Raw genomic sequence first — 25,480 nt, forward strand, 5'->3', positions numbered from 1 at the left:
GTTCCTGTGCGCTTAGGCGCGTTTGGCCAGCCACTGTTCGGCGGCGGTGAGGGCCGATTCGATCTGCTCGCGGGCGACGCCGCCCTTGGCGACCCGCTTGGCCAGGGTCGCCTCCAGCTCCAGGTTCGGGTAGACATCCTCCCCCACCACCGGGCTGAAGCGCTGGAACTCAGGGAGGGAGAGCTCTTCCAGCGGCTTCTTCATCTGGATCGCGTAGACCACGGTCTCGCCGACGATATGGTGCGCCTCGCGGAACGGGATGCCCTTGGCCACCAGATAGTCCGCCAGCTCGGTGGCGTTGGCGTAGCCGCCCTGGGCCGCCGCCTTGGTGCGATCGCCATTGACATTCAGATCGATCAGCACCAGCGCCGCCATGTCGAGGCAGTCGTGCCAGGTGTCGAGGGCATCGAACAGCCCCTCCTTGTCTTCCTGCATGTCCTTGTTGTAGGCCAGCGGCAGCGCCTTCAGGCTCATCAGCATGCCCAGCTGGGCACCGACCACCCGGCCGGTCTTGCCACGGATCAGCTCCAGCGCATCCGGGTTCTTCTTCTGCGGCATCAGCGACGAGCCGGAAGTGACCGCATCGGAAAGCTCCACAAAGCCCGCCTCGCCGGTGTTGTAGAAGATGAGGTCTTCGGCAAAGCGCGACAGGTGGGTCATGGACAGCGACGCCACGTGCATCAGCTCCACCACGTGATCCCGATCTGAGACTGAATCCAGACTGTTGCGGGTGGCGCCGGCAAAACCCATGTCGAGCGCCAGCGCTTCACGGTCGATGGCGTAGGCTGTACCCGCCAGCGCGCCGCAGCCGAGCGGGCTGGTGTCGAGGCGCTTGAGGGCATCCTGCAGCCGGGAGTAATCCCGCTCCAGCATCTCCACATAGGCCAGCGCCCAGTGGGCGTAAGTGACCGGTTGGGCCCGCTGCAGGTGGGTGTAACCGGGCAGTACTGCGGCCTGATTGGCGCGCGCCGAGTCGACCAGCCCCTGTTGCAGGGCGGTAATGGAGCCGAGCAGCAGCTCACCCTGGGCCTTGCACCAGAGTTTGAGATCGGTGGCGACCTGATCGTTGCGCGAGCGGCCGGTGTGCAGCTTCTTGCCGAGATCGCCGACGGCGGCGATAAGCTGGCTTTCGACCCAGGAGTGGATATCTTCGGCGTCCGAACTCAGGATCTGCTGGGGATCCTGCTGCACCGAGGCGAGCAGCACTTCCATCGCCTGCTGCAACTTGCCCTGTTCACCCTCGGTCAACACGCCCACCTTGACCAGCGCTTTGGCCCAGGCCATGGAGCCCTGAATATCCTGCTCCGCCAGCCGGTAATCGAACCGCAGCGAATCGTTGAACTGCTTGAACCGGCTATCGGCTCCCTGACTGAAGCGTCCACCCCAAAGTGCCATACTGCTCTCCTTGAATGCGTTGTCGGTGGCGCCTTGCGCCTGCCGTACTCGCGCGGCCCCTTGGCCTGCGCGCAGAAATCTTGCCCTGTATTTTCCTGCATAACAGTGCGCTGGTGAGCGACGCTGTTGCCGTTGAACACGTCACATCCAGCAACTACGAACCGATCCCCTCTCCCTCTGGGAGAGGGCTAGGGTGAGGGGAATGGCCAATGACCTCCCCCTCATCCCCAACCCTTCTCCCGCAAGGGGAGAAGGGGGCAAAGCACACCCCTCATTGAAAGCCGCCCCTGTTATCTCACAGAAGCTGCCGCTCTTGTCACACCGCCGATGATGGATCAGGGGCCATGCCCTCGACCTGTAGAAGAGGGGGCCATGCCCCCTCAACGGAATCAACGGGTTATCGCGCTTGCTTAGCCGTGGGTGTGATCACCACCGATAGCCTGATGCTGCTCCTTCATGGCGCGGATCCGGCTGGCCAGGGTGTAGAGACGGATAAAGCCTTCGGCATGGCTCTGGTCGTACACTTCGTCGGCGCCGAAGGTGGCGAAGTCTTCGGAGTAGAGGCTGTTCGGCGACTTCTTCTGCACCGCGGTGACCTGGCCCTTGTACATCTTCAGCACCACTTCGCCATCGAGATCTTCGGCGATGGCGTTGGCAGAGGCAACGATGGCCTTGCACAGCGGGGTGAACCAGCGACCGTCATAGACCAGGTGGGAGAACTCGGCACCCAGCTTTTCCCGCCAGGCGCGGGTCGGGCGATCCAAGACCAGCTCCTCTACCGCGCGCAGAGCAGCGACCATCACGGTACCGCCCGGGGTCTCGTAGCAGCCGCGGGACTTCATGCCCACCATCCGGTTTTCGGTGATGTCGATGCGGCCCACGCCGTGCTTGCCGGCACGCTCGTTCAGGGTCATCAGGATCTGGTGCGGGCTCAGCGGCTGGTCGTCAACGGCCACCACTTCACCCTGGGCCACGGTCAGCTTGACGTACTCCGGCTGATCCGGTGCCTGTTCGGCGGAAACGGTCCACTGCCAGACCGCTTCGGACGGCTCGTTCCAGGTGCTCTCCAGCTCGCCACCCTCGGTGGAGATGTGCCAGGCGTTGGCGTCGCGGCTGTAGATCTTCTTCAGGGTCGCCTTGCAGGGGATCTGACGGGCTTCCAGATAGGCCAGCAGATCTTCCCGGGAGCGCATGTCCCACAGACGCCAGGGGGCGATCACTTTCAGCTGGGGCGCCAGCGCGGCCACCGCACCTTCGAAACGCACCTGATCGTTGCCCTTGCCGGTGCAGCCGTGGGAGATGGCGTCGGCCCCTTCCGCCAGTGCGGCCTCGACCATCGCCTTGGCGATTACCGGACGGGCCATGGAGGTACCCAGCAGGTAGGTGCCCTCATAGACGGCGCCGGTCTTCAGGGTCGGGTAGACGTACTCTTTGACGAACTCTTCCCGCAGATCCTTGATGATGCACTTGGTGGCGCCGGAGGCGATGGCTTTTTGCTCGATCCCTTCCAGATCGTCACGCTCCTGACCGACGTCGGCAACGAAGGCGATGATCTCCGCATCATAGTTTTCCTTCAGCCAGGGAATGATGGCCGAGGTATCCAGTCCGCCCGAATAAGCCAGTACGATCTTGTTGATTCCGCTCATTTACTTCTCTCCATGATGATTCGATAAAAGGGTGTGATTTGGGGTCGGTTGCCGCTATTTGTGCCCAAGCAGGGTCAACAGCACGGCGTTCTGGATATGCATCCGGTTTTCTGCCTCGTCCATGATGAGGGAGCCAGGCCCGTCCATGACCTGAGAGGTGATCTCCAGCTCCCGGTGCGCCGGCTGGCAGTGCAGCACGTGCTGGATGCCGGTGCGGTCGAGCAGGGCCTGGTTGATCTGATAAGGCATAAAGATATCTTTTACCTGCTCCATTGGCGTGTTGTCACCCATGGAGACCCAGGTATCCGTGTAGGCCACGTCAAACCCTTCGATGGCCGCCACGTCGTCGCTGATGTGGATGGTCGCACCGGACTGGGCCGCCAGCGCCTGAGCCTGCAGGAAGATCTGGGTATCCGGGCCGTGGCCTTTCGGGCAGACCAGGGTCACGTCGGTGCCGAGGGTCGCCCCCAGCAGCAGCAATGAGTGGCTGACGTTGTTGCCATCGCCGAGATAGGCCAGCTTCACCTTGGACAGATCGGCGTAGTGCTCGCTGATGGTCATGAAGTCCGCCAGCCCCTGACAGGGGTGGTAGAGGTTGCACAGGCTGTTCACCACCGGCACAGTGCCGTGCTCCGCCAGTTCGACCAGGGTCTGGTGATCGAACACCCGGGCGACGATGGCGTCGCACCAGCGCGACAGGTTGGCGGCGAAATCCTTCACCGATTCGCGCTTGCCGAGCGCACCGTTCTGCTGGTCCAGATAGACGCTGTGGCCGCCCAGCTTGGCGATGCCGATGTCGAAGGTGACCCGGGTGCGCAGGGAGGGCTTCTCGAACAGGGTGACCACGCTCTTGCCCGCCAGTGCCTGGCCGTACTTTTTCGGATCGGCCTTGACCGATTTGCCCAGCGCGATCAGCGCCTCGATTTGCGATTTGTTCAGGTCGCTGTCTTTCAGAAGATGTTTCATGGCAGTGTCCTTTTTCATTGATCTCAAATCGCAACCTGGGTGCCGACCGCACCGCCAGCCAGCAGCTTGAGCAGCTGATCCGGGTAGCGCCAGCTGGCGACACAGACCGGTTTGCCCAGGGTCTCGGCGGCATGCAGGGCGGCTTTCACCTTGACCGCCATGCCGTCACTGATCACCCCCTTCTCCATCAGATCCAGCGCGGTCACTTTGTCGAGCTGGGGCACCAGCTTGCCCTTGCCATCCAGGATGCCGCTCACATCGGAGAGCATCACCAGATCGGCGCCGATCGCCTCGGCAATGGCGGTAGCCGCCTGATCCGCGTTGACGTTCATCAGCTGGCCGTCGGCGGTGATGCCGATGGAGCTCACCACCGGCAGGAAGCCCTGAGCGAGGATCCCCGCCACCAGTGCCGGGTTGCCCGGCTGGCAGTCACCGACCGCGCCGAGTGCCGGATCGAGCTGGGTCACCTGGCACAGACCGCCATCCGCCAGACAGAGCCCCACCGCCGGGATGCCGGTGGCGATGGCCTTGGCCATCATCTGCTTGTTGGCGGTACCGGCCAGCGCGCCGGCGATAAACGGGATCTGCTCGAACGGGGTCACCCGCAGACCGTTCTTCTTGGTGGAGGTGAGACCCAGCCCCTTGAGCAGGTCATCCACTAGGCAGCCGCCGCCGTGCACCAGCACCAGGGGTCTGTGCTGCTCGTCCAGAAAGCTTTTGAGGGTGGCGAACAGGGCAGTCAGCGCCTCGTCGTTTTCGATCAGTGCGCCACCCAGCTTGATTACCAGAGTCTGCTTGTTCATCGTTGCGATCCTTCCTTGAGTCCTTAAATCAGGCCGGTGGCCGGTTCAAATCCGAATTTGATATTTATGCACTGCATGGCCTGGGAGGCGGCGCCCTTGAGCAGGTTGTCGATGGCGGATACCACCACCAGCATGTTGCCCTGCTGTTGCCAGGCGAGGTCGCAATAAGGGGTGCCCGCGACGCCACGGATGGAGGGCATCTGGCCAGTGAGGCGCACCAGGGGCTTGCCCTCGTAGGCCTTGAGGTAGGCCTGATCCACCTGGGTCGGCGTCACGCCATCCGCCAGCTGCACATAGATGGTGGCCAGGATGCCGCGCACGTAGTTGCCAAGGTGAGGCTGGAAAAGCACCTCCTTGCCCAGGTGGTGGCTGATCTCCGGCTGATGCCTGTGATTGAAGGTGCCGTAGGGGTTGAGGCTCACCTCGCAGAAGCTGGTGTTGATGGCCGCCTTGCGACCGGCACCGGAGACCCCGGAGACGGCGTTGATGATGGGCTGCCACCCCTTGGCGATGAGACCGGCCTGCTGCAGCGGCTTGAGGGCGCACAGGGAGGCGGTCGGGTAGCAACCTGGCACGGCAATCAGCTGGGCCGCCTTGACCGCTTCGGCATTCCACTCGGCCAGGCCGTAGGCGGCCTGATCCAGCCACTGCTCGCTCTCATGGGTGAAGCCGTAGTAGGAGGCGTAGAACTGCTGATCCCTGACCCGGAAAGCACCGGAGAGATCGAACACCGGCAGCCCCTTGGCCAGGAACTTGGGCGCAAGTTCCGCACTCACCTCGTGGGCGGTGGCCAGCAGCACCAGGTCGGCCTGGGTCAGGATCCGGGTCATGCCATCCTCGTCCAGCGGCAGCAGCGGCTGATCGAGCGCGCCGACCCACTGGGGATGCAGAGAAGAGAAACGCTTGTGGGCGTCCTGGCTGCCGGCGGAAACATAGAGGCCGAACAGCTTGAGTTGTGGATGGTTCTGGACCAGGGCGGCCAGCTCGGCTCCCGCGTAGCCACTGGCACCGACGATAACGGTGTTAAGCATGTTGAGTATTCCAAGTCAGAGTTCGAGATTCACAGCATGGTGCTGCGGTGCACAAGGGGGTTCGATGCCCCATGCACAAGTGCGGAGGGGCAATTCAGGCGGGTGTGTGTCGTCGGTTATAGATCAGGTGACAGAACATTAACTTTCCCTTACAACTAGAAGCCTTGTCGATGAGCCACGTATTCAGGCAAACTTACAGAATATTCATGCACTCACTTTGCATTTGTATTTTCTAACAGAAACATTCCGGGGAAGCAAGGAGGAGCAGGTGGCCAATCTGGATTTTTTTTCACTCTACAAGAATATTATTGCGATTCCGTCCATCAGCAGCACGGATCCCCGCTGGGATCAGAGCAATGAGGCGGTGATCCGGCTGCTGGCCGACTGGTTCGGTCAGCTCGGCTTTCAATGCGAGGTGACCGCCCTGCCCGATCTGCCGGGCAAGTTCAATCTGGTGGCGACGATAGGTCAAGGCGAAGGGGGGCTGCTGCTGGCGGGCCACACAGATACGGTGCCGTTCGACGAGGGCGCCTGGCGCAAGGATCCCTTCAAGGTGACCGAAGAGGGCAACCGCTTGTACGGGCTCGGCACCATCGATATGAAGGGCTTCTTCGCCTTTATCGTCGAGGCGCTCAAGGAGATCGACCTCAAGACCCTCAGCAAGCCGCTGCGCATCCTGGCTACCGCCGATGAAGAGACCACCATGGCGGGGGCCCGCGCCATCGCCGCCGCTGCTGAGCTGAAACCCGACTACGCGGTGATTGGCGAGCCGACCGGGCTGGTGCCGGTAGTGGCCCACAAGGGCCACATGTCGGAAGCCATCCGAATCACCGGCAAGAGCGGTCACAGCTCGGATCCCGCCAACGGCGTCAACGCGTTGGAGATCATGCACCAGGCCATGGGCCAGGTGCTCAAGCTGCAGCACAGCCTGAAGGAGAAGTACGCCGATCACAGATTCGCCGTGCCGCAGCCGACCCTGAACCTCGGCTACATCCAGGGGGGCGACAGCCCGAACCGCATCTGCGGCTGCTGCGAACTGCACATCGACATGCGTCCCACCCCGCAGGTCGGCCCCGACGAGCTGATGGGCATGCTCAAAGAAGCGCTCTCCCCCATCGAGATTCACCAGCCTGGCTGCCTGCACCTGCAACACCTGCACGAGCCGATCCCGGCCTATGCCTGCGCCGATGACTCGGAGCTGGTGCGCGAGGCCGAGCGGGCCAGCGGTCGGGCCGCCGAATCCGTGAACTATTGCACCGAGGCCCCCTTCATCCAGCAGCTCGGTTGTGAAACCATAGTGCTGGGCCCCGGCCACATCGCTCAGGCCCACCAGCCGGACGAATATCTCGATCTGTCGTTCGTCAAACCGACCACCAGCGTATTGCAGCACCTGATCCGCCGTTTCTGCCTCTGAACTGACGGGAATGTAAGTAAGTTACATGACATCACACCTCGGGACAGGTGATGGAAATACATGTTCTGAATCGGCCTGTTATTTGACCTTGCGCAGACAATCTGGGTAGATTGTCACCCTAAGATGACGGAGCATATGTTGTAATCGCACAACAATAAGTGAGGTCGTCTCGCACCCCGGATGGGTGTCAGGCACCAACAAGATAAGGATGTGGAATGAACGAAAAGTACGCCGCACTACGCGCCAATGTAGGCATGCTGGGTCAACTGCTGGGCAAGTCCATCAAGGATCATCAGGGACAGGCCTTCCTCGACAAGATCGAAACCATTCGCCAGCTGGCCAAATCCTCCCGCAAAGGCAATGAGACGGACCGGGAACGTCTGCTCGACACCCTGCGCAACCTGAGCGACGACGAGCTGCTGCCGGTGGCCCGCGCCTTCAGCCAGTTCCTCAACCTGGCCAACGTGGCCGAACAGTTCCACACCATCTCCCGTCGCTGCGAAGAGCAGGTCTGCACACCGGATCCGCTCGAGCAGATGTTCGACAAGCTGAAAGCCTCCAACCTGTCGCAGGAGGCCATCATCCAGGCCGTGCGCGAGCTGGACATCGATCTGGTGCTGACCGCCCACCCCACCGAGGTGACCCGTCGCACCCTGATCCACAAGCACGTGCAGCTCAACGACTGCCTCGAGGCGCTGGAACTCTCCGATCTGCTGCCCCGCGAGCGGGACAAGATCCTCAATCGCATCGAACAGCTGGTCAACCAGGCCTGGCACACCAACGAGATCCGCGAACAGCGCCCGACCCCGGTGGACGAGGCCAAGTGGGGCTTCGCCGTGGTGGAAAACAGCCTGTGGCCGGCCATCCCCGAATTCATGCGCAATCTGGACGAGCGGCTGCAACACCACCTGGGTGTGCGGCTGCCGCTGGATGCCGCGCCGGTCAAGTTCACCTCCTGGATGGGCGGTGACCGCGACGGCAACCCCTTCGTCACCGCCAAGGTGACCGCCGAAGTGCTGGAGCTGGGCCGCTGGATGGCGGTGAGCCTGTTCTACAAGGACATCAAAGAGCTCACCTCCGAGCTCTCCATGTCCGACTGCACCGACGCCGTGCGCGAACGGGTCGGCGATCACCCCGAGCCTTACCGCGCCCTGGTCCGCGAGCTGCGCGAACAGCTGCGCGAGACCCAGGAGTTCCTGACCGCCAAGGTGCAGGGCCAGGCGAGCGAGAGCCGGGATCTGGTCAAGACCACCGCCCAGCTGCGCGAGCCGCTGGAGCTCTGCTACCACTCTCTGCACGCCTGCGGCATGGGCAACATCGCCGACGGCATGCTGCTTGACGTGCTGCGCAAGCTGGCCTGCTTCGGCATCCATCTGGTCAAGCTGGACATCCGCCAGGATGGCGAGCGCCATGGCCAGGTCTTCTCCGAGCTGACCCGCTACCTCGGCATGGGCGACTACGCCGAGTGGAGCGAGGATGACAAGCAGGCCTTCCTGCTCAACGAACTCAACTCCCGCCGCCCGCTCATCCCGAGCGACTGGGCGCCGAGCGACGAGACCCGCGAGACCCTGGACACCTGCAAGGTCATCGCCCAGCACGACCCCGATGCGTTCGGCATCTACATCATCTCCATGGCTGGCGCACCGTCCGACGTGCTGGCGGTGCAGCTGTTGCTCAAAGAGGCCGGCTGCAAGTTCCGCATGCCGGTCGCCCCGCTGTTCGAGACCCAGGAAGACCTGATGGCGGGCACCGCCGTGATGGAGCGCCTGCTGTCGGTGGACTGGTATCGTGGCTACATCCAGGGCCGTCAGTACGTGATGATCGGCTACTCCGACTCCGCCAAGGACGCGGGCATGATGGCCGCCGGCTGGGCCCAGTACGCCGCCATGGAATCCCTGGTGGCACTGGCCGAGGCCAACAATCTGCGTCTCACCCTGTTCCATGGCCGTGGCGGTACCGTCGGCCGCGGTGGTGCACCTGCCCATCAGGCCATTCTGTCGCAACCGCCGGGATCCCTGCGCGGTGGCCTGCGGGTGACTGAACAGGGCGAGATGATCCGCTTCAAGTTCGGCCTGCCGAAGGTGGCCATCCAGAGCCTCAACCTCTACACCAGCGCCGTGCTGGAGGGGAACCTGCTGCCGCCGCCCAAGCCCAAGGAGTGCTGGCGCGCCGTGATGGAGCAGCTGGCCTCTGTCTCCTGCGATCACTACCGCAGTATCGTGCGCGGTCATCCGGACTTCGTGCCCTACTTCCGCGCCGCCACCCCGGAGATGGAGCTCGGCAAGCTGCCGCTCGGCTCACGCCCCTCCAAGCGCAAACCCAACGGCGGGGTCGAGAGCCTGCGCGCCATCCCCTGGATCTTCGCCTGGACCCAGAACCGGCTGATGCTGCCGGCCTGGCTCGGTGCCCACAAGGGACTGCAGCAAGCCATCGCCGACGGCCAGAAGGGCGTGCTGGAAGAGATGAGCCGCCAATGGCCCTTCTTCCGTACCCGCCTCGAGATGCTGGAGATGGTGTTCCTCAAGGCTGACGTCTGGCTGGCCGAGTACTACGACACCCGGCTGGTGCCCAAAGAGCTGTGGGGCCTCGGCAAACAGCTGCGTCAGGAGCTTGCCGACTCCATCCAGGTGGTGCTGGAGCTGCGTCCGCAGGGCGACTTGCTCGACGACCAGCCTTGGATCAAGGAGTCCATCAAGCTGCGCAACCCCTACACAGACCCGCTCAACGTGCTGCAGGTCGAGCTGCTGGGCCGCTCGCGCAACCACCCGGAGACCCTGCATCCCGAGCTGGATCAGGCGCTGATGGTCACCATCGCCGGCATCGCCGCAGGTATGCGCAACACGGGTTGATAGTCGGGGCTATCAAGCTCCCCTCAATAACAAAGGGCGCCTCGGCGCCCTTTGTCATATCGACAGGGCCCGCTGGAGCCATGCTGCCGGAGAATCCTTGGTCGTTAGGCGTTGCCATGGAATCGCAGGGTCGATTAGCTATCAGGGGCAATCGCCCACTTTACAGCTTTAGAGGATGGTGGATGCAAGCCTGCCGGTCTTGAAGGGGTTTCGCCCGCCCTTCGGGCTGGGGCGAGTGACTTTGGAAAGACCCAAAGTCACCAAAGGTCTTCTCCCCCGCTTCTTCGCCCGACTACGTCGGGTTCCTTCGTCTCACCCGCTTGTCCGACGGCACGCACCGACGGGCCGTCCATGGCCCGGCGCTGCTCGCTCGACATCCTGTCTCGCAGCCTGAACAAGCGGGCTCGCCTCAGCGAATAAGAGGGGGAACCAATACCGTGCCCGTTCTTGGCCAGTCTGTGCGGGAGTAGTGCCCGTTCATGCTACCTGTGCAAGTCCGGTTATTACCTGACTCCTGCCAACAACCTGTTGAAGACGCTCAAAAACGGGCCGCTTACGGGATAGGGAAATCAGCCCGTAGACCTAAAAACCTGCCGCTAAACAATAAAAAGAGGCGCCACTGGCGCCTCTTTGACTGAACGGCTTGTCCGCTGTTACAGGCTGGCACAGATCTGCCAGAGGTCGTACTGGATGGCGGCGGCCGTCACTTCCCGGCCGGCACCCGGGCCCTGAATGACCAGCGGGTTGGTGCGATAGCTGTCGCTCTCGATGGCAAACACGTTGTCGCACGGCAGCAGGTTGGCGAACGGGTGGTGCGGCTCCAATGCCTCCAGCCCGACCCGCGCCTTGCCGTCGTGCTCGAAGCGGGCGACGTAACGCAGCACCTTGCCGACCCGGCGCGCCCCCTCGAAGGCGGTCTGGATCGGGTCATCCAGCTCTTTCAGCCTGTCCATGAACTGATCCGTGCTCACCTTGCGCAAGGAGACGGGCACCAGGTTCTCCAGCTCGATGTCGGCAGAGTCGAGCTCGAAACCCGCCTCCCGTGCCAGAATGAGCAGCTTGCGGCGCACATCCTGGCCGGAGAGATCCTCGCGGGGATCCGGCTCGGTCAGGCCGTGCTGCCACGCCTCGTCCACCAGTTCGGAGAAGAGGCGGCTGCCGTCGTACTGCTGGAACAGCCAGGAGAGGGTGCCGGAGAAGATGCCGGAGACCCCCTGGATGCGGTCGCCGCTCTGGCGCAGCATCTGGATGCTGGACTGGATCGGCAGCCCGGCGCCGACGGTGGCGTTGTAGCGCCACTGCACCTGATGGTCGCGGCAGGTCTGCTTGATGCGCTGGTAGAACTCGCTGTCGGCGGCGCCGGCAAACTTGTTGGCGGCGATGATGTGAATGCCGAGCTGGGCGAAGTCCGGGTAGTAGCGGCTCACCGTCTCGCTGGCGGTCATGTCCAGCGCGATCAGGGTATCGAAGCCGTGTTGCTCCAGCTGGGCCAGCAGCTCGGGCCAGATCAGAGGCTTGGGAGCGAAGTTGTCCTGTACCTTGAGGGGATCCAGCCCCTCTTCATCCAGCAGGCCCCCTTCCGAGCTGAACACCCCGTAGAGGGTGAGCGCCAGGTTCAGTTCATGCTCGAGCCGCGCCTTCTCGCGGGCATAGAGGTTGAGCCAGTGACCGCCGATGTTGCCCTTGCCGAACACCACCAGCCCGACCCGGTTCGGGCGGCTGAACAGGGCGCTGTGCAGGGCGATCAGCAGCGGCTCCAGCACCACCTGGCGCAGCACGGCCACCAGGCTCAGGCCATCTTTGGCCACCTGCACGAACTCCAGCGGCTGATCCGCCAGCAGCTGGTAGAAGCGGTGACACTGCTCGGCGTTGTCGGTGACGCCGGCCCCCACCAGCGCCACCAGGCTGTAGCCTTCGCGCTGGATAAGAGCGGTGAAGCTGCCCTGCAGCTGGAAGTCGCGCAGCAGCTCGAACGCCCCCTGTGCCACCTCGAGGGTGTAGGCGAGGCGCAGGATCCGGCGATCAGGCTGGCGCTGCAGGGTGAGCGGATTGAGGCGATGGCGGGCCAGATGGGCCTCGATGGTTGCCACTGTCTGCTCAAAATCAGTCTGCGGCAGCACCTTGAGCTCGATGAGGGCGATCTGATCCACCGAGGAGACGATGCGGGCGCCGCCGGAGCGGGGAGCGCGGCGCAGAATGTGGGTGCAGCCCTCGTCCGGGTTGTAGCTGCAGCGCAAAGTGAGGTGCTGGCGGCTGTCGGCCACCGGCTGCAGGGTGCGCGAGTGCAGCACCGAGGAGCCGAGGCGGGCCAGCTCGTTGGCCTCGGCGAGGCTCAGGCGCTCCAGCAGGCGCGCCTCCTTGACCCGGCGCGGGTCGGCGCTGTAGACCCCGGCCACGTCGCTCCAGATGGTGGTGGATTCGCCGTCCGCCAGCAGGGCCAACAGGCTGGCGCTGTAGTCGGAGCCGTTACGGCCGAGCAGCAGGGAGCGTCCCTCCATGTCGGCGGCGATAAAGCCGGTCACCACGATGCGCCCGGCGTGTTCCGCCAGTCGCGCCTTGAGCAGTTCGCTGGAGAGCGCGGTATCCACCTTGACCAGGGCGCCATCCTCAGCGCGCAGGAAGCTGCGGGCATCGAGCCAGATGGCCTTGTCGCCGCGACTGGTGAGCAGGGCCGCCAGCAGGCGCGCCGACCACACCTCGCCAAAGGCGAGCAGGCCGTTGCGCTCGAAGCGGTCAAACTGCCCCTCCAGGGTCTTGGCGATGAGCTGCATGTCGTCGGCCAGCTGCTGGCTCAGTTCGAGGTGAAGCCCTCCTTCCAGCAGACCGTCGATCAGGCTCTGCTGATAGGCCTGCAGGGCCGAGATGGCCTCGCCGGCGGCTTCATCCCCGGCTTCGGCCAGCTCCACCAGCTGGATCAGCCGGTTGGTGGTCTTGCCGGCGGCGGAGACCACCACCAGCTCTCGCCCGCCCCCCTGCTGCTCGGCTTGTTGTTCGAGAATGCTGGCGACCCGGCGGTAACAGACCGGATCCGCCAGGCTGCTGCCACCGAATTTGTGGACGTGACGTCGCTTCAAGCCTGCTTCTGTTGCCACCGCGATCTCTCCTTGTTGCTGCTGTTCCATTACTTCGCCACCTGCTGTGCTTGTGCAAACGCCTGGGCCAGATCGGCCACCAGATCCTCACCGTGTTCGATACCGACCGACAGGCGCAGCAGCTGGCTGCTGATGCCTGCCGCCTGCTGGGCGGCCGGGGTCATGGCCCTGTGGGTCATGCTGGCCGGATGGGCCACCAGACTCTCCACCCCGCCGAGGGATTCGGCCACCGAGAAGAGGGTGAGGGCCGCCAGGAAGGCGCGAATGCCCGCCTCGCTACAATCGAGCTCAAAACTTAGCATGGCGCCGAAACCGGACTGTTGACGGCGCGCAATATCGTGGCCCGGATGGCTCGGCAGGCTGGGGTGATAGATGCGTTTGACCAGCGGTTGCTGCTGCAGGAAGGCAAGGATGCGGTCGGTGTTCTCCTGATGGGCGCGCAATCTGGGAGCCAGGGTGCGCAAGCCGCGCAGGGTGAGGTAGGAGTCGAACGCCCCGGAGGTGAGCCCCAGACAGTTGGCCCACCACACCAGGGAGTCGGCCAGCTCGGGTTCCTTGGCGATCGCCACCCCGCCCACCACGTCGGAGTGGCCGTTGATGTACTTGGTGGTGGAATGCACCACCAGATCGGCCCCCAGCGCCAGCGGCTGTTGCAGCAGTGGCGAGAGGAAGGTGTTGTCCACCGCTACCTTGGCGCCCGCCGCGTGGGACGCCTCGGCGATGGCGGCGATGTCCACCACTCGCAGCAGCGGGTTGGAGGGGGTCTCCACCCATACCAGCGCGGGCTGCTGGGCCAGCGCTTCGGCCAGTGCCGCCGCATCCCCCTGATCGACGAACTGCACCCGGTAGTGGCCCTTGGCCGCCAGGTACTCGAACAGGCGCCAGGTGCCGCCGTAGCAGTCGTGGGGAGCGATCAGCAGATCCCCCGCCTTGAGCAGGGCGGTGGTGACCAGATGGACAGCCCCCATGCCGGTGCCGGTCACCACGGCGCCGGCGCCCCCTTCCAGGGCCGCCAGGGCGTCCGCCAGATTGGTGCGGGTCGGGTTGCCGGAGCGGGCATAATCGTATTGACGGGGCTCGCCAAAGTCGGCAAAGGTGTAGTTGCTGGAGAGGTAGATGGGCGGCACCACGGCACCGTGTTGCTGGTCAGTCTCAATCCCGGTGCGCACTGCCTGGGTGGCCTTGTGGGTCATGTCACTCTCCTTGATGTCTCTTCACACGCTGGCATGCTGTTTCTGCCACGCGCCATCCCGCCATTGCAGGCTCATGGTGAACCACACTACGCCAGCTTAAAAAGGCCGTCAACACTTCTAGACGTCTAAATGGCTTTGCTGTTGGATTGCCATTGATTTCCTTAAGGGTTAAAATCCGCGCTCACGGCTAAACGAGAACAGGTGGATCATGGGTACAGAGTGGAACGGCGACTACGTCAGCCCCTACGCGGAGCACGGCAAGAAGAGCGAACAGGTCAAGAAGATTACCGTCTCGATCCCGCTCAAGGTGCTGAAGGTGTTGACCGATGAGCGCACCCGCCGTCAGGTGAACAACCTGCGTCATGCGACCAACAGCGAGCTGCTCTGCGAAGCCTTCCTGCACGCCTTCACCGGTCAGCCGCTGCCCTGCGACGAAGATCTGCGCAAGGATCATCCGGACAGCGTCCCTGCCGAGGCGCGTGCCATCATGGAAGCGCTGGGCAAAGAGATCGAAGATTTCGACGCCGAGTAATCCAGCAGCAGATGCCAGACAGCAAACCCCCTTCGATGACGCGGCCCCAGGCCGCGTCATCGCTATCCGCCCCTTTCAGCCTGCGTCGCTACCAGAGCGACGTCTGCAGCCACAGCCACGACCATGCCCAGCTGGTGATCCCCCTCGACGGTCCCATCGAGATCGAGGTGCAGGGCCAGGGGCGGCGGCTCGCACCCGGTTTTGCCTGCATCATCGCCCCCGGTGAGCGGCACGACTACGCCGCCGATCCGGCGCTCTCGTTTCTGGTGCAGGAGAGTCACTGGCTGCCCGGCGAGCTGGGCGAACGCCCCTTCATCGAGCTGGACGAGGCCCAGCGCCACTACCTCGCCTTCCTGCACCGCATGGTGGCCGAGGGGCGCCACGTGGCCGGCATGGAGCAGGTGTGGCTGGGTCTGCTGGCAGAGGCGCAGCAGGCAGGCTCGCGCGGCCGTGCCCGCCTCGCCCCGCGCATCGGCAAGGTGCAGCGCCATATCGAGGCGCATCTCGCCGAGCCCCTCAGCAACGAGCGGCTGGCCGCCATCGCCTGCCTCGGCCAGAGCCAGTTCAAGCACGCCTTCCAGCAGCAGGTGGGGATGAGCGTCTCCCACTACATCCGGGCGCGGCGCATGGCACTGGCGCGTACCCTGCTCGCCCACACCGCCCTGCCCGTCGGCGACGTGGCCAGCCGCTGCGGTTACCAGAATCAGGGGGCCTTCGGCGAGCGCTTCCTGGCCGAAACCGGAGTAACCCCTTCCCTCTGGCGCCAACAAAACGGCCGCTTGCCGTAACCGGGCGGCCGTTTGCCGAAGACGGCGCAGGTGGTTTCGAGGCATGCTGAGGCTCATGCAAGGTATGGGTAACGAGGAGCCAAGATGCAGACCATAAGCTGGCAGGATTTCGAGATGGTGGAGCTCAGGGTGGGCACCCTGGTGCGGGTCGAGCCCTTCCCCGAGGCGCGCCGCCCGGCCTACAAGGTGTGGGCGGATTTCGGCCCCGAGCTCGGGGTGCGCAAGAGCAGCGCCCAGATCACCGACCTCTATCGACCGGAGGCGCTGGTAGGTCGCCAGATTGTCGCCGTGGTGAACTTCCCCCCCAAGCAGATAGGCCCGATCCAGTCGGAGTTTCTGCTGACCGGCTTCTACCGGCCGGATGGCGCCGTGGTGATCGCCATCCCCGAGCAGGCGGTGCAAAACGGTGCCAAGCTCGGCTGAAGCCACCACCGGACGGATACAAGAGAGGCGACCCAAGGGTCGCCTCTCTCTTTTGCGGCGGGTTGCTCGCCGTTACTTCAGCAGGCTGAAGATCAGCGCCGACACCGCCAGCGAGCCGGTCAGCAGGATGAAGCCGTTGGCCCAGCGGTGGCGGAAGCGCGCTAGCGCCTCCACCTTGTAGATGGCCACCACCGGCATGATGAACAGGATCATGGCGATCACCGGACCGGAGAGGGTCTCCATCAGCCCCAGGATCCCCGGGTTGATGATGGCGGCGCCCCAGATGGAGAAGAACATCAGGGCGATGCCGAGCTTGTCCGCCTTGGCCAGCGACAGGCCGGTGGGCTTGGCGATCAGGCTTTTCAGGCTCTCGCGGGCACCGAGGAAGTGACCGAGGAAGGAGGAGCTGATGGCGATGAAGGCGATGAGCGGCCCCAGGGTCACGATCACCGGGTTGTCGGTGATGTTGGCAAGATAGGAGAGTACCGAGACGTTCTGGGCCTTGGCCTCGGCCAGCTGGGCCGGCGAGAGGCTCAGCACGCAGGAGAAGACGAAGAACAGCACGAAGCCCACCAGCATGACGGTGGTGTTGCGCAGGATCAGACTGCTCTTGGCTTCCGCCTGCTCGCCGTACTCCCGGCGCTGCACGTTGGCAAAGCCGGAGATGGCGGCGGCGTGGCTGAAGGCGAACACGGTGACCGGCAGCGCCAGCCAGACGGTGTTGAGGAAGCTGCCGCCCTCCAGGCTGCCCAGCTGTGGCCACTGCCACTGGGGAATGAGGTAGCAGGAGAGCGCCGCCAGGATGGCCGCCAGCGGATAGACCATGACGGCAAAGGCGCGCAGCATCGCCTTCTCACCGGCCAGCATCACGGCGATCATGGCGAACACCAGCATGCCGGAGAGCATCACCCGGTTCGGGGTCGCCATGCCGAGCTGATTGATCATGAAGCTCTCCACCGTGTTGGTCAGCCCGACCCCGTAGATGAGCAGGATCGGGAAGATGGAGAGGAAGTAGAGCGCCGAGATGAGGCGGCCGGCCATCTTGCCGAAGTGCTCCTGGGCCACCTCGGTGAAGTCGGCGTGGGGGCGCGAAGAGGAAAGCACGAAGCGCGCCAGCCCGCGGTGGGCCAGGAAGGTCATGGGGCCGGCCAGCACGGCGACTATGATGAGGGGCCAGATCCCGCCCAGACCCAGGTTGATGGGCAGGAACAGGATGCCGGCACCGACGGCGGTACCAAACAGGCTGATGACCCAGTGGGTGTCGTGGCGGCGCCAGGGGGTGGCGCTGACGGTGGTGGAGCGGGAACCGGACAGCTCCCCTGTGACGTCTACAGATAAACTCATTACTAATTCACTTTTTGTCAGTGTTTTAATCTGAGTTCATTGTGGTTTATCGGGATTTAATTCTCAAAAATCTACCCTGAAACATATCACTACCATTACGGGCTTCAGCCAGTGAGATTGGGAATGGAATCGGGATCACATAAATGAGTAAAACTAAATTCAGTAAATCTAGTGAAATTTAAAACCAAATTTTCATTAATGGTCAATTTTTTATTTTGGCCAAATGATCGTTTACAGAATTACCTGAAAAATCGTGCCGTTCCACCGCCCTCTATTGTGATGATTCACTGTCATTCCCGCGCTTTGCCAGCGGATATTCCTGTTCATCCCCGATAAAACCAGCGGATCACACCATGCAATCAGGCGGCCATGGGGCCGCCTGATTGCCGTCAACGATAAGATATTCACCCGCTCAGTGAGCCAGGATGCTGCCCCAGGCGAGATCCGGATCTCCCATCACGATGAAGTCCGGGTTCTCCAGCGACTCCGTCTCGTTGTAACGCAGCGGCTGCAGCGCCAGGCTGAGGATGCGGCCACCGGCCGCCTCGACGATGCACTGGGCGGCGGCAGTGTCCCACTCGCCGGTAGGGCCGAGCCGCACGTAGCAGTCGGCCGCACCTTCCGCCACCAGACAGGACTTGAGCGAGCTGGAGCCGAGCGGGATCAGCTCGTAGTTGATGGCCGGGTTGAGGCGGCGGGTCAGGTTCTCCAGCTTCTGGCGGCGGCTGATGGCCACCACCAGCGAATCGGGCTGATCGTGTTCGTGGTGCATAGCGCTGATGGGGTGCACCTCGCCGTTCGCCTCCTTGAAGGCGCCATGGCCGCGCACCGCCCAGTAGAGCACGTCCGACTCGGGGGCATAGATGACACCGAGTACCGGCACATTGTCCTGTACCAGGGCGATCAGGGTGGCGAAGTCACCGCTGCCGGCGATGAACTCGCCGGTGCCGTCGAGGGGATCCACCAGCCAGTACTGACGCCAGTTGGCGCGCTGACTGAAGGGGATGTCGGCCGCCTCTTCGGTCAGCACGGGAACATGGGGAGTGAGCGCCGACAGCGCCTGTTTGAGGTAGGCATCGGCAGCAAGATCGGCACTGGTGACCGGGGTCGCATCCTCCTTCAGCTGACGCTCGAACTGACCGCCGTGATAGATTTCGTGAAGGATCCTGCCCGCTTCGCGCGCGATCTCCTTGACCCCCGGCACCCAGGCCAACAACTCCTGCATCTTGTTATCCTCTGTATTCAAACTGCCCCTGCGGGCTACTCTGCCTGCTCCGCCAGCCAGCGTTGGGCCAGCAGCAGCGCACTGATGCTGCGCGACTCCGTGAAGTCGGGTCGCGCCAGCAATTCGTCGATCCGGTTCAGCGGCCAGGGGATCACCTCGAGGGGCTCGGGCTCGTCCCCCACCCGCTGCTCGGGGAAGAGATCCCGCGCCAGCAAGATGTCCATCCGGCTGGAGAAGTAGCCCGGCGCCAGCGACACCTGCTTGAGCAGGGTCAGGCTGTTGGCCCCGAAGCCCGCCTCCTCCATCAGCTCCCGGTTGCCCGCCTCGAAGGCATCTTCGCCCGGGTCGATCAGTCCCTTGGGAAAGCCCAGCTCGTAGGAGTGGGTGCCCGCCGCGTACTCGCGCACCAGCAGCAGGGTGTGGGCATCAAACAGCGGCACCACCATGACGGCGCCCCGGTTGCCGCCACGCATCCGCTCGTAGACCCGCTCCTCGCCGTTGGAAAACTTGAGGTGGAGCGACTCCACCTTGAACAGCCGGCTCTCGGCCACGATCTCGGCCTTGAGGATCTCCGGCTTGCTCTTGTCGTGCGCCATGGTGTCGACGCTGAGGTGGACGGGTTTGCGTTGGTGGTGATCACTCATCGGGGCTGGCTGCTCGTTAAAAAATCGTGTTTCAAGAGTAAACGACTCCCCTCTCGAACACCACGGGGCAAGGGTGGGAAAGCGGCGGGAAAAATCCGTTATAATGCCCGCCCGTTTCGACCCGACCACCGAGGCCCCATGCCGACCCCACTGCCCTGGCACCAGATAGACACTGTCCTGCTCGATATGGATGGCACCCTGATCGACCTCCATTTTGACAACCACCTCTGGCAACAGCTGGTCCCCGAGCGCTATGCCGAGCGACTCGGCCTGCCGCTGGCCGAGGCCAGAGTGCAGATCGAGGCGCACTACCAGGCCGTCAGCGGCACCCTCGACTGGTACTGCGTGGATTACTGGAGCGAGACGCTCGGGCTCGACATCCGCGCCTTCAAGCAGGAGATCCTGGCCAAGATCCAGTGGCGCCCCAACGTCATCCCCTTCCTGGCCACGCTCAAGGCCGCCGGCAAGCAACTGGTGCTCTTCACCAATGCCCACCCCGCCAGCCTGTCGGTCAAGGATGCGCACCTCGGCCTCGCCGAGCACCTCGATCTGATGGTGAGCACCCACGAGCTGGGCTGGTCGAAGGAGAGCCAGCACTGCTGGCAGGCACTGGCCGAGCGGCTGGCGTTCGACCCGGCCCGCACCCTGTTCGTGGATGACAGCGAGCGGATCCTGCGCGCCGCCGCCGATTACGGCATCGGCTACCAGCTCGCCATCCAGAACCCGGACAGCCGGCAGCCCGAGCAGCGCATCACCGCCTTCCCGGCGATCCGCGACTACGCCGAGCTGTTGCCCCTCGGCACCTGACACGCTCAAGGCCCTCATCGCGAGGGCCTTGTCATATCGGCTCAGCGGCCAATCTGCTTATTAAAGCCCTCAGGCCGCATCGCGCGGGGCCAGCACCCCCATGCCGGCCAGGTAGTCGAGGGCGTTTGGGGTGAAGCCGATCTCCGCGAGGTGCGCCGCCGTGAAGGGCGCGCGCTGCAGGGGCAGGCCGTGGCTCACCCGTTCCATCCAGTCCGGATTGCCGATAGCCGCCGTGCCCACCGCCACCAGGTCGGCGCCGCCGGCCAGGGCCAGCTCGGCCGAGGCGGCATCGTGGATCTTGCCCGCCACCATGAGCGGTACCCGCCCGGCCAGCCCGACCCGCACCGCCTCCAGCAGGGCGCCGCCGTCGGGATCCCCCGCCACCGCCTTGAAGCTGTCCCCCATGGAGAAGTGCAGGTAGTCGATCCCCTCGTCCGCCAGCAGGAGCGCCACCGCCAGCTGATGGGGCAGTTCGATGCCCTGGATATGGGCATAGCTCTCGGGGGAGAGGCGCACCCCGATCAGGAAGCCCTGGGGCAGGCGGGCGCGGATGCCGCGCACTATCTCCACCAGGATCCGCGCCCGGTTGGCGATGCTGCCACCCCAGCGGTCGGTACGCCGGTTGTGCAGGGGGTTGAGGAAGTTGCAGAGCAGGAAGTTGTGGGCCCCGTGCAGCTCGACCCCGTGCAGGCCGGCGCCATGGGCCCGCTCGGCGGCGCCCACGAAGGCCTCGATCAGCGTAAGAATTCCCTCCTCACTCAGCCCCTTGACCCCGAGCGGGTAGCGTCCACCCGGCGCCAGCGCGCACGGGCCGACCGGCGCCCCGTCGTTCAGTTCGGGCAGGGCCCGCATCCCGCCGTGATGCAGCTGCACCACCGCCAGCGCCCCGGCCTGCCGCGCACTGTCGGCCAGGGCCGTGAAGGCCTGCTGCTGGGCGTCGGTCATCAGGGCCGGCTGCCCCGCCCAGCAGCGTCCGCCGGGCTGTACCTGGGTAGCGGCGGCGATGAGCAGGCCGAAACCACCCCGGGCGCAGCGCGCCAGCCAGTCGAGCTCGGCCTGAGCGGGATCGCCGCCGGCGCCGCTCATGTTGTGGGTCAAAGGGGCCAGCACGGCCCGGTTCTTGAGCCGCAATCCGGCCCGTTCGAAGTGGAAGCTGTCGCCAAGTGCCTTGTTCATCACCCTCTCCCGGGATCGCAATGGAATGTCGCCACTATAATCCCGGGCATTCAGGATATAATCAGGTGCACAAGCAAGGCATTCATTCCCACCAGGACGCAATAGGCCGCCACACATGAGTCACCACAAGCTCGACACCCTCTACCTGATGCGCCTGCTGGTCGCCATCGTCCGCTGCGGATCCTTCGCCGCGGCGGCGGCCCAGCTCGGCATCACCCCGAGCAAGGCCTCAAAGGATCTGCGCCACCTGGAGCAGAGCCTCGGCAACACGCTCCTGAGCCGCACCACCCGCCGGGTGCAGCTGACCGACGCGGGGGAGCTCGCCTACCGCCAGGCTGACCAGATGATCGCCCTGCACGAGCAGTTGCTGGACGGCCTGCAGCGCCGCCGCTCGGCCCTGTGCGGGGAGCTGCGCATCACGGCGCCGGATCTGTGGGGCGAGGTGGTGCTGACCCCGGTGCTGCTGCGCTTTCGCGCCGACCACCCCGAGGTGCGGATCATCGCCGACTTCAGCAATACCCCGGCCGACCTGCTGCGCGACAACCTGCACGTGGCGTTTCGCAGCACCGAGCTTGGCAGCCAGCCCTATCTGGCGCGCCCCATCGCGGTGGACGATCTGGTGCTCTGCGCCAGCGCCGACTACCTGGACCACCACCCGCCCTTGCGCGAGCCGCAGGATCTGCAGCAGCACCCCCTCATCACCCGCTGCCAGGAGTACAGCCGCCACGAGCGCTGGACCCTGCTTGCCCAGGGGCGCGAGATCCCGCTGGAAGTGGCAGGCGAGCTGGCCTTCAGCAGCAAGAAGGCGATTCACCAGGCGATGCGCCAGGGGCTGGGGATCGCCCGCCTGCCGCGCTACCTGGTGGCGGCCGAGCTGGCCGAGGGGGTGGTGCGCGAGGTGCTGCCCGACTACCGTCCCAAGGGGACCGGCTTCTATGCCCTCTACACCCAGCGCCGGGCCGAGTCGGCCCTAGTCGGCCACTTCCTCGACTACGTCATCGAGGCGCTCACCCCCTCATGAGCGGATCACCAGGTGGTACTGCTTCTTGCCCCGGCGCAGCAGCAGATAGCGGCCGAACAACCAGTCGCCGTCGGTCACTGGCCCATCCTGGCGGATCGCACCGTTGAGGCTGACCGCCCCCGCCGCCAGCAGCTCGCGAGCGATGCGCCTGGAGTTCGCCAGGCCGCACTGCACCAACAGGGTCACCAGATCCGTTTCCCCCTCGATGGGGCTGCTCGGCAGGCCATCCTGGGCCAGCTGGGCCAGATCGCTCTCGCCAAGGCGAGCCACGTCGCCGCTGAACAAGAGCTCGCTGATGCGCCGCGCCGCCGCCAGCGCCCCCTTGCCGTGCACCAGCTCGGTCAGCTCGTCGGCCAGCACCTGCTGGGCCAGCTTGCGCCCCTGCCGCTTGGCATCCTCCGCCTCCAGCGCCTCAATCCCGGCCAGCGGCATAAAGCTGTAGTAGCGCAGGAAGCGGTAGACATCCTCGTCCGCGGTGCCGAGCCAGAACTGGTAGAAGGCGTAGGGCGAGGTGAGCGCCGGATCGAGCCAGATTGCGCCCCCCTCGGTCTTGCCGAACTTGGTGCCGTCCGCCTTGGTGATGAGCGGCAACGTCATGCCATAGACCTGGGCCTGATTGAGCCGGCGGGTGAGATCCATGCCGCTGGTGATGTTGCCCCACTGGTCGTTGCCGCCGATCTGCAGGGTGCAACCGAGGCGCTGGTTGAGCACCGCGAAGTCCTGGGATTGCAGCAGGGCGTAGGAGAACTCGGTAAACGAGATCCCCTGATCCGGTCGGGCGAGGCGCTGGCGCACCGACTCGCGGGCCAGCATGGCGTTGACCGAGAAGTGCTTGCCGATATCCCGCAGAAAATCGAGGGCCGACATCTGCCCCATCCAGTCGACGTTGTTGACCAGCAGCGGCGCCGCCAGCCCGTCGCTGGCCGGCAGCAGCGCTTTTATCTGGGCCGACAGGCTGGCTACCCAGCCCTGCACCGTCTCGGCGCTGTTGAGGTTGCGCTCGGTCGCCTTGAAGCTGGGATCGCCGATCAGGCCAGTGGCACCGCCCACCAGCGCCACCGGGGTGTGACCCGCCAGCTGGAAGCGACGCAGCATCAGCAGTGGCACCAGATGGCCGATGTGCAGGCTGCCGGCGGTGGGATCGAACCCGCAGTAGATGGTGCGCGGGGTGGCTAGATGATCGCGCAGCGCCGCCGGGTCGGAATTCTGGGCCACCAGGCCGCGTCGGGTCAGCTCATCGAGCAGGTGGGGGTTGATCATGGGTTCTCCAACAGCAGGGGGAAAAGGCCACATCCTCGCCGCTCTGGCTCGCGCCGAATATGTCCCCCAGGGGACAGTTTTGCCACTCCGTGCTAGCATCCGGCCATAGTGTGACCATCGCACGACCATTGCGGGGAGCCTGCCCGCCATCCGGAACTTATCGCCATGACCCAATGCCCATGATCCAGCCACTCGCCACAGAAGCCCTGACCCGCAGCATGACCGAGGTGGTCGATGCCCTGCATGGCAGCGGCTTCCCGGCAGCCCTGGTGCGCCTGATCCAGCAGCAGGTGGCGTTCGACTGTGCCCTGCTGCTCGGGGTGGGGCAGCGCCCCGTCTACCTCTACGACAACCTGCACCACCAGCGGGCGCTGCTGTTCGACCACTACCTCACCCGCCACTTCAGCCAGGATCCCTTTATGCAGGCGCTGGAACAGGGGCTGGGGGCCGGGGTCTGGACCCTGGCGCAGGTGTCGCGGGGGCGGCTCGACCCCGAGTATCGCCACCACTTCTATCAGGCCACCGGCTGGCAGGAGGAGGTGGGGCTGATCCTGCCGGTGCGCGGCGGCCTCACCCTGATGCTGTTTCTGGGCCGCCTCGACAAGCGCAGCTCCCTCAGTCGTGACGAACTGGCCCGACTGGATGCGCTGTTTCCTCTGATGCATTCGCTGTGCCGCCAGCACTGGCGGGAGGGAGCCGCGTTGCTGGCCCAGAGCCCGGCACTGCCGGGTGGCGCCGATCTCAAGGCGACGGTGGAGCAGGCCATCGCCAGCGTAGGGGGCGCAAGCCTCACCCGCCGCGAGCGCCAGGTGGCGGGATTGTTGTTGCAGGGGCTCGACACCGAGGCCATTGCCGGTACGCTTGGCATCGGCAGCGGCACGGTGAAGAATCATCGCAAGCACCTCTACGCCAAGCTGCACCTGCATTCGCGGGCCGAGCTGTTCCGCTTCTTCCTCAATCACCTCATCACGGCGCCAGCCGCCGCGGCCCCATAACGACACCACCCCGCCGGGGCGGGGTGGTGTCGATGCTTGCCAGCTCAGACGGCAACGCCGTCAGATGCGGCCCTGGTAGCGCAGCGGGAAGCGCCCCTGACCGTCGGGCTGGCCGAGGAAGGGGAGCCCCTGCTTCATCTGCTCCGGCAGCTCGGGCCCGGGTTTCAGGGTGCCCTGGAACAGGTACTGGCGATTGGCCTGCAGCTCCAGCTTGCCCTGCACCTGTACCGCCTCCGAGCCCTGCTTGAGCTCGGCCACCAGCCGGGAGTCGATACAGGTCAGCTTGATCTCGGGATCCCCCAGCACCAGCTTGCCGGCCGGGGTATCGGCATCGGCCCCGTACCAGTAGAGGTTGCCGTAGAGGTTGTCGCACCAGGGGTTGCCCTGGGCAAACTGATCCAGCTTGAGCTGCAGCTGGCCAGCCACGGTCACCGGCACGGGCAGTTGCATCGGCACCCGCGCCAGCAGCCAGGGCGCCGGCACGTTGAGGGTGATGTCGCGGCCAAAGGCGGCGCCGCTCCAGCCAACCACCCCCTGCCCGTTGAGGCCGCTGCGCTCACCAAAGCGCAGGGAGACCTCAGGGGCAAAGCGCAGCAGCGACCAGCCGTTGAGCTCCCAGCGCAGCTGGGTCAGCGACTCGCTGGCGTATTGCAGGCGAGAAACCTGGCCGCTCCAGAGGGTGCCGCTCACCCCTTCCAGCTGCACCAGGGGCGGCAGCGGCAGGTAGCGCACCACCAGAGAGGCCGGCAGCTTGGCCAGCAGGAAAACCAGATAGGCCGCCAGAAACAGCACGGCAATCAGCACTCTTTGCTTCATAGAAAACGACTCGACTGCAAACGCCCGATCAGGCGCGAGGCCCTGCTCGGGACGCGTTGT

Annotated in this window: 21 protein-coding genes; 8 read left to right on the top strand and 13 right to left on the bottom strand. The window is 64.7% G+C overall.

Annotation, left to right across the window (positions count from 1 at the left end):
- Positions 1 to 12 precede the first annotated feature (12 nt).
- The 5 genes from argH to argC form a co-directional block, all read right to left on the bottom strand.
- Positions 13 to 1,395, bottom strand: a complete 1,383-nt coding sequence (gene argH, locus I6L38_RS16325) for an argininosuccinate lyase (protein WP_201881923.1) — start codon at positions 1,393 to 1,395, stop codon at positions 13 to 15.
- Between the two features lie 410 nt (positions 1,396 to 1,805).
- On the bottom strand, positions 1,806 to 3,041 hold the full coding sequence (locus I6L38_RS16330) for an argininosuccinate synthase (RefSeq protein WP_043169356.1): 1,236 nt from the start codon (positions 3,039 to 3,041) through the stop codon (positions 1,806 to 1,808).
- Between the two features lie 54 nt (positions 3,042 to 3,095).
- Complete coding sequence (locus I6L38_RS16335; RefSeq protein WP_043169359.1) at positions 3,096 to 4,007, bottom strand: ornithine carbamoyltransferase; 912 nt, start codon at positions 4,005 to 4,007, stop codon at positions 3,096 to 3,098.
- 23 nt (positions 4,008 to 4,030) lie between these two features.
- Complete coding sequence (gene argB / locus I6L38_RS16340; protein ID WP_043169360.1) at positions 4,031 to 4,810, bottom strand: acetylglutamate kinase; 780 nt, start codon at positions 4,808 to 4,810, stop codon at positions 4,031 to 4,033.
- Between the two features lie 23 nt (positions 4,811 to 4,833).
- Positions 4,834 to 5,841, bottom strand: coding sequence for an N-acetyl-gamma-glutamyl-phosphate reductase (gene argC, locus I6L38_RS16345; protein WP_024942337.1), 1,008 nt, complete (start codon positions 5,839 to 5,841; stop codon positions 4,834 to 4,836).
- Between the two features lie 268 nt (positions 5,842 to 6,109).
- On the opposite strand from argC, the gene argE reads away from it, so the two are divergent.
- Entirely contained in the window at positions 6,110 to 7,255 is a 1,146-nt protein-coding gene (argE, locus tag I6L38_RS16350; RefSeq protein WP_017784641.1) for an acetylornithine deacetylase, read from the top strand.
- Between the two features lie 215 nt (positions 7,256 to 7,470).
- Complete coding sequence (ppc, locus tag I6L38_RS16355; RefSeq protein ID WP_010635208.1) at positions 7,471 to 10,104, top strand: phosphoenolpyruvate carboxylase; 2,634 nt, start codon at positions 7,471 to 7,473, stop codon at positions 10,102 to 10,104.
- Between the two features lie 653 nt (positions 10,105 to 10,757).
- On the opposite strand, the gene I6L38_RS16360 is transcribed toward ppc, so the two are convergent.
- Entirely contained in the window at positions 10,758 to 13,226 is a 2,469-nt protein-coding gene (locus I6L38_RS16360) for a bifunctional aspartate kinase/homoserine dehydrogenase II (protein ID WP_216988736.1), read from the bottom strand.
- Positions 13,226 to 14,389: a cystathionine gamma-synthase gene (gene metB / locus I6L38_RS16365; RefSeq protein WP_017787459.1), complete on the bottom strand. Its 1,164-nt coding sequence runs from the start codon at positions 14,387 to 14,389 to the stop codon at positions 13,226 to 13,228. Before metB ends, I6L38_RS16360 begins: the two co-directional genes overlap by 1 nt.
- A gap of 208 nt (positions 14,390 to 14,597) precedes the next feature.
- Here metB and metJ point away from each other — a divergent pair, with 208 nt between their 5' ends.
- The 3 genes from metJ (at position 14,598) to I6L38_RS16380 (ending at position 16,132) form a co-directional block, all read left to right on the top strand.
- Positions 14,598 to 14,921 (top strand): met regulon transcriptional regulator MetJ, encoded by a 324-nt coding sequence (gene metJ, locus I6L38_RS16370; RefSeq protein WP_005308521.1) that lies wholly within the window; start codon positions 14,598 to 14,600, stop codon positions 14,919 to 14,921.
- 35 nt (positions 14,922 to 14,956) lie between these two features.
- On the top strand, positions 14,957 to 15,709 hold the full coding sequence (locus tag I6L38_RS16375) for an AraC family transcriptional regulator (protein ID WP_043169362.1): 753 nt from the start codon (positions 14,957 to 14,959) through the stop codon (positions 15,707 to 15,709).
- Positions 15,710 to 15,793: 84 nt separating this feature from the next.
- Positions 15,794 to 16,132 carry a tRNA-binding protein gene (locus I6L38_RS16380; RefSeq protein WP_043169363.1) on the top strand — a complete coding sequence of 113 codons (339 nt, stop codon included), beginning with the start codon at positions 15,794 to 15,796 and terminating at the stop codon, positions 16,130 to 16,132.
- Positions 16,133 to 16,204: 72 nt separating this feature from the next.
- On the opposite strand, the gene I6L38_RS16385 is transcribed toward I6L38_RS16380, so the two are convergent.
- The 3 genes from I6L38_RS16385 to nudE all read right to left on the bottom strand — a co-directional run bounded on the left by I6L38_RS16385 (position 16,205) and on the right by nudE (position 19,345).
- Entirely contained in the window at positions 16,205 to 17,476 is a 1,272-nt protein-coding gene (locus I6L38_RS16385) for an aromatic amino acid transport family protein (protein ID WP_201892505.1), read from the bottom strand.
- Positions 17,477 to 17,888: 412 nt separating this feature from the next.
- Positions 17,889 to 18,701 (bottom strand): 3'(2'),5'-bisphosphate nucleotidase CysQ, encoded by an 813-nt coding sequence (gene cysQ / locus I6L38_RS16390; protein ID WP_005308514.1) that lies wholly within the window; start codon positions 18,699 to 18,701, stop codon positions 17,889 to 17,891.
- A gap of 35 nt (positions 18,702 to 18,736) precedes the next feature.
- Positions 18,737 to 19,345 (bottom strand): ADP compounds hydrolase NudE, encoded by a 609-nt coding sequence (nudE, locus tag I6L38_RS16395; protein ID WP_017765235.1) that lies wholly within the window; start codon positions 19,343 to 19,345, stop codon positions 18,737 to 18,739.
- Positions 19,346 to 19,483: 138 nt separating this feature from the next.
- Here nudE and yrfG point away from each other — a divergent pair, with 138 nt between their 5' ends.
- Entirely contained in the window at positions 19,484 to 20,152 is a 669-nt protein-coding gene (gene yrfG / locus I6L38_RS16400) for a GMP/IMP nucleotidase (RefSeq protein WP_043169364.1), read from the top strand.
- Positions 20,153 to 20,221: 69 nt separating this feature from the next.
- Here yrfG and I6L38_RS16405 read toward each other — a convergent pair whose 3' ends face one another.
- On the bottom strand, positions 20,222 to 21,328 hold the full coding sequence (locus tag I6L38_RS16405) for an NADH:flavin oxidoreductase (protein WP_043169365.1): 1,107 nt from the start codon (positions 21,326 to 21,328) through the stop codon (positions 20,222 to 20,224).
- A gap of 115 nt (positions 21,329 to 21,443) precedes the next feature.
- Between I6L38_RS16405 and I6L38_RS16410 the strand changes: the two genes are divergently transcribed.
- Positions 21,444 to 22,349, top strand: coding sequence for a LysR family transcriptional regulator (locus I6L38_RS16410; protein ID WP_017787454.1), 906 nt, complete (start codon positions 21,444 to 21,446; stop codon positions 22,347 to 22,349).
- Here the strand turns inward: I6L38_RS16410 and tyrS are convergent.
- Positions 22,344 to 23,609 carry a tyrosine--tRNA ligase gene (gene tyrS, locus I6L38_RS16415; protein WP_216988737.1) on the bottom strand — a complete coding sequence of 422 codons (1,266 nt, stop codon included), beginning with the start codon at positions 23,607 to 23,609 and terminating at the stop codon, positions 22,344 to 22,346. The genes I6L38_RS16410 and tyrS overlap by 6 nt on opposite strands.
- 179 nt (positions 23,610 to 23,788) lie before the next feature.
- Here tyrS and I6L38_RS16420 point away from each other — a divergent pair, with 179 nt between their 5' ends.
- Positions 23,789 to 24,604 carry a helix-turn-helix transcriptional regulator gene (locus I6L38_RS16420; protein WP_216988738.1) on the top strand — a complete coding sequence of 272 codons (816 nt, stop codon included), beginning with the start codon at positions 23,789 to 23,791 and terminating at the stop codon, positions 24,602 to 24,604.
- 60 nt (positions 24,605 to 24,664) lie between these two features.
- Here the strand turns inward: I6L38_RS16420 and exeN are convergent, their stop codons facing one another.
- Positions 24,665 to 25,420: a GspN family type II secretion system protein ExeN gene (gene exeN / locus I6L38_RS16425; protein ID WP_216988739.1), complete on the bottom strand. Its 756-nt coding sequence runs from the start codon at positions 25,418 to 25,420 to the stop codon at positions 24,665 to 24,667.
- Between the last annotated feature and the right edge of the window lie 60 nt (positions 25,421 to 25,480).

Origin of the sequence: Aeromonas sp. FDAARGOS 1408, assembly GCF_019048665.1 — a bacterium.
Classification (GTDB): Bacteria; Pseudomonadota; Gammaproteobacteria; order Enterobacterales; family Aeromonadaceae; genus Aeromonas; species Aeromonas dhakensis.

What these genes read in the sequence shown, in the direction of transcription:
- argH (WP_201881923.1), bottom strand. Translation starts at nt 1,395, where the DNA reads ATGGCACTTTGGGGTGGACGCTTCAGTCAGGGAGCCGATAGCCGGTTC.
- I6L38_RS16330 (WP_043169356.1), bottom strand. Translation starts at nt 3,041, where the DNA reads ATGAGCGGAATCAACAAGATCGTACTGGCTTATTCGGGCGGACTGGAT.
- I6L38_RS16335 (WP_043169359.1), bottom strand. Translation starts at nt 4,007, where the DNA reads ATGAAACATCTTCTGAAAGACAGCGACCTGAACAAATCGCAAATCGAG.
- argB (WP_043169360.1), bottom strand. Translation starts at nt 4,810, where the DNA reads ATGAACAAGCAGACTCTGGTAATCAAGCTGGGTGGCGCACTGATCGAA.
- argC (WP_024942337.1), bottom strand. Translation starts at nt 5,841, where the DNA reads ATGCTTAACACCGTTATCGTCGGTGCCAGTGGCTACGCGGGAGCCGAG.
- ppc (WP_010635208.1), top strand. Translation starts at nt 7,471, where the DNA reads ATGAACGAAAAGTACGCCGCACTACGCGCCAATGTAGGCATGCTGGGT.
- I6L38_RS16360 (WP_216988736.1), bottom strand. Translation starts at nt 13,226, where the DNA reads ATGGAACAGCAGCAACAAGGAGAGATCGCGGTGGCAACAGAAGCAGGC.
- metB (WP_017787459.1), bottom strand. Translation starts at nt 14,389, where the DNA reads ATGACCCACAAGGCCACCCAGGCAGTGCGCACCGGGATTGAGACTGAC.
- metJ (WP_005308521.1), top strand. Translation starts at nt 14,598, where the DNA reads ATGGGTACAGAGTGGAACGGCGACTACGTCAGCCCCTACGCGGAGCAC.
- I6L38_RS16375 (WP_043169362.1), top strand. Translation starts at nt 14,957, where the DNA reads ATGACGCGGCCCCAGGCCGCGTCATCGCTATCCGCCCCTTTCAGCCTG.
- I6L38_RS16380 (WP_043169363.1), top strand. Translation starts at nt 15,794, where the DNA reads ATGCAGACCATAAGCTGGCAGGATTTCGAGATGGTGGAGCTCAGGGTG.
- I6L38_RS16385 (WP_201892505.1), bottom strand. Translation starts at nt 17,476, where the DNA reads ATGAGTTTATCTGTAGACGTCACAGGGGAGCTGTCCGGTTCCCGCTCC.
- cysQ (WP_005308514.1), bottom strand. Translation starts at nt 18,701, where the DNA reads ATGCAGGAGTTGTTGGCCTGGGTGCCGGGGGTCAAGGAGATCGCGCGC.
- nudE (WP_017765235.1), bottom strand. Translation starts at nt 19,345, where the DNA reads ATGAGTGATCACCACCAACGCAAACCCGTCCACCTCAGCGTCGACACC.
- yrfG (WP_043169364.1), top strand. Translation starts at nt 19,484, where the DNA reads ATGCCGACCCCACTGCCCTGGCACCAGATAGACACTGTCCTGCTCGAT.
- I6L38_RS16405 (WP_043169365.1), bottom strand. Translation starts at nt 21,328, where the DNA reads ATGAACAAGGCACTTGGCGACAGCTTCCACTTCGAACGGGCCGGATTG.
- I6L38_RS16410 (WP_017787454.1), top strand. Translation starts at nt 21,444, where the DNA reads ATGAGTCACCACAAGCTCGACACCCTCTACCTGATGCGCCTGCTGGTC.
- tyrS (WP_216988737.1), bottom strand. Translation starts at nt 23,609, where the DNA reads ATGATCAACCCCCACCTGCTCGATGAGCTGACCCGACGCGGCCTGGTG.
- I6L38_RS16420 (WP_216988738.1), top strand. Translation starts at nt 23,789, where the DNA reads ATGATCCAGCCACTCGCCACAGAAGCCCTGACCCGCAGCATGACCGAG.
- exeN (WP_216988739.1), bottom strand. Translation starts at nt 25,420, where the DNA reads ATGAAGCAAAGAGTGCTGATTGCCGTGCTGTTTCTGGCGGCCTATCTG.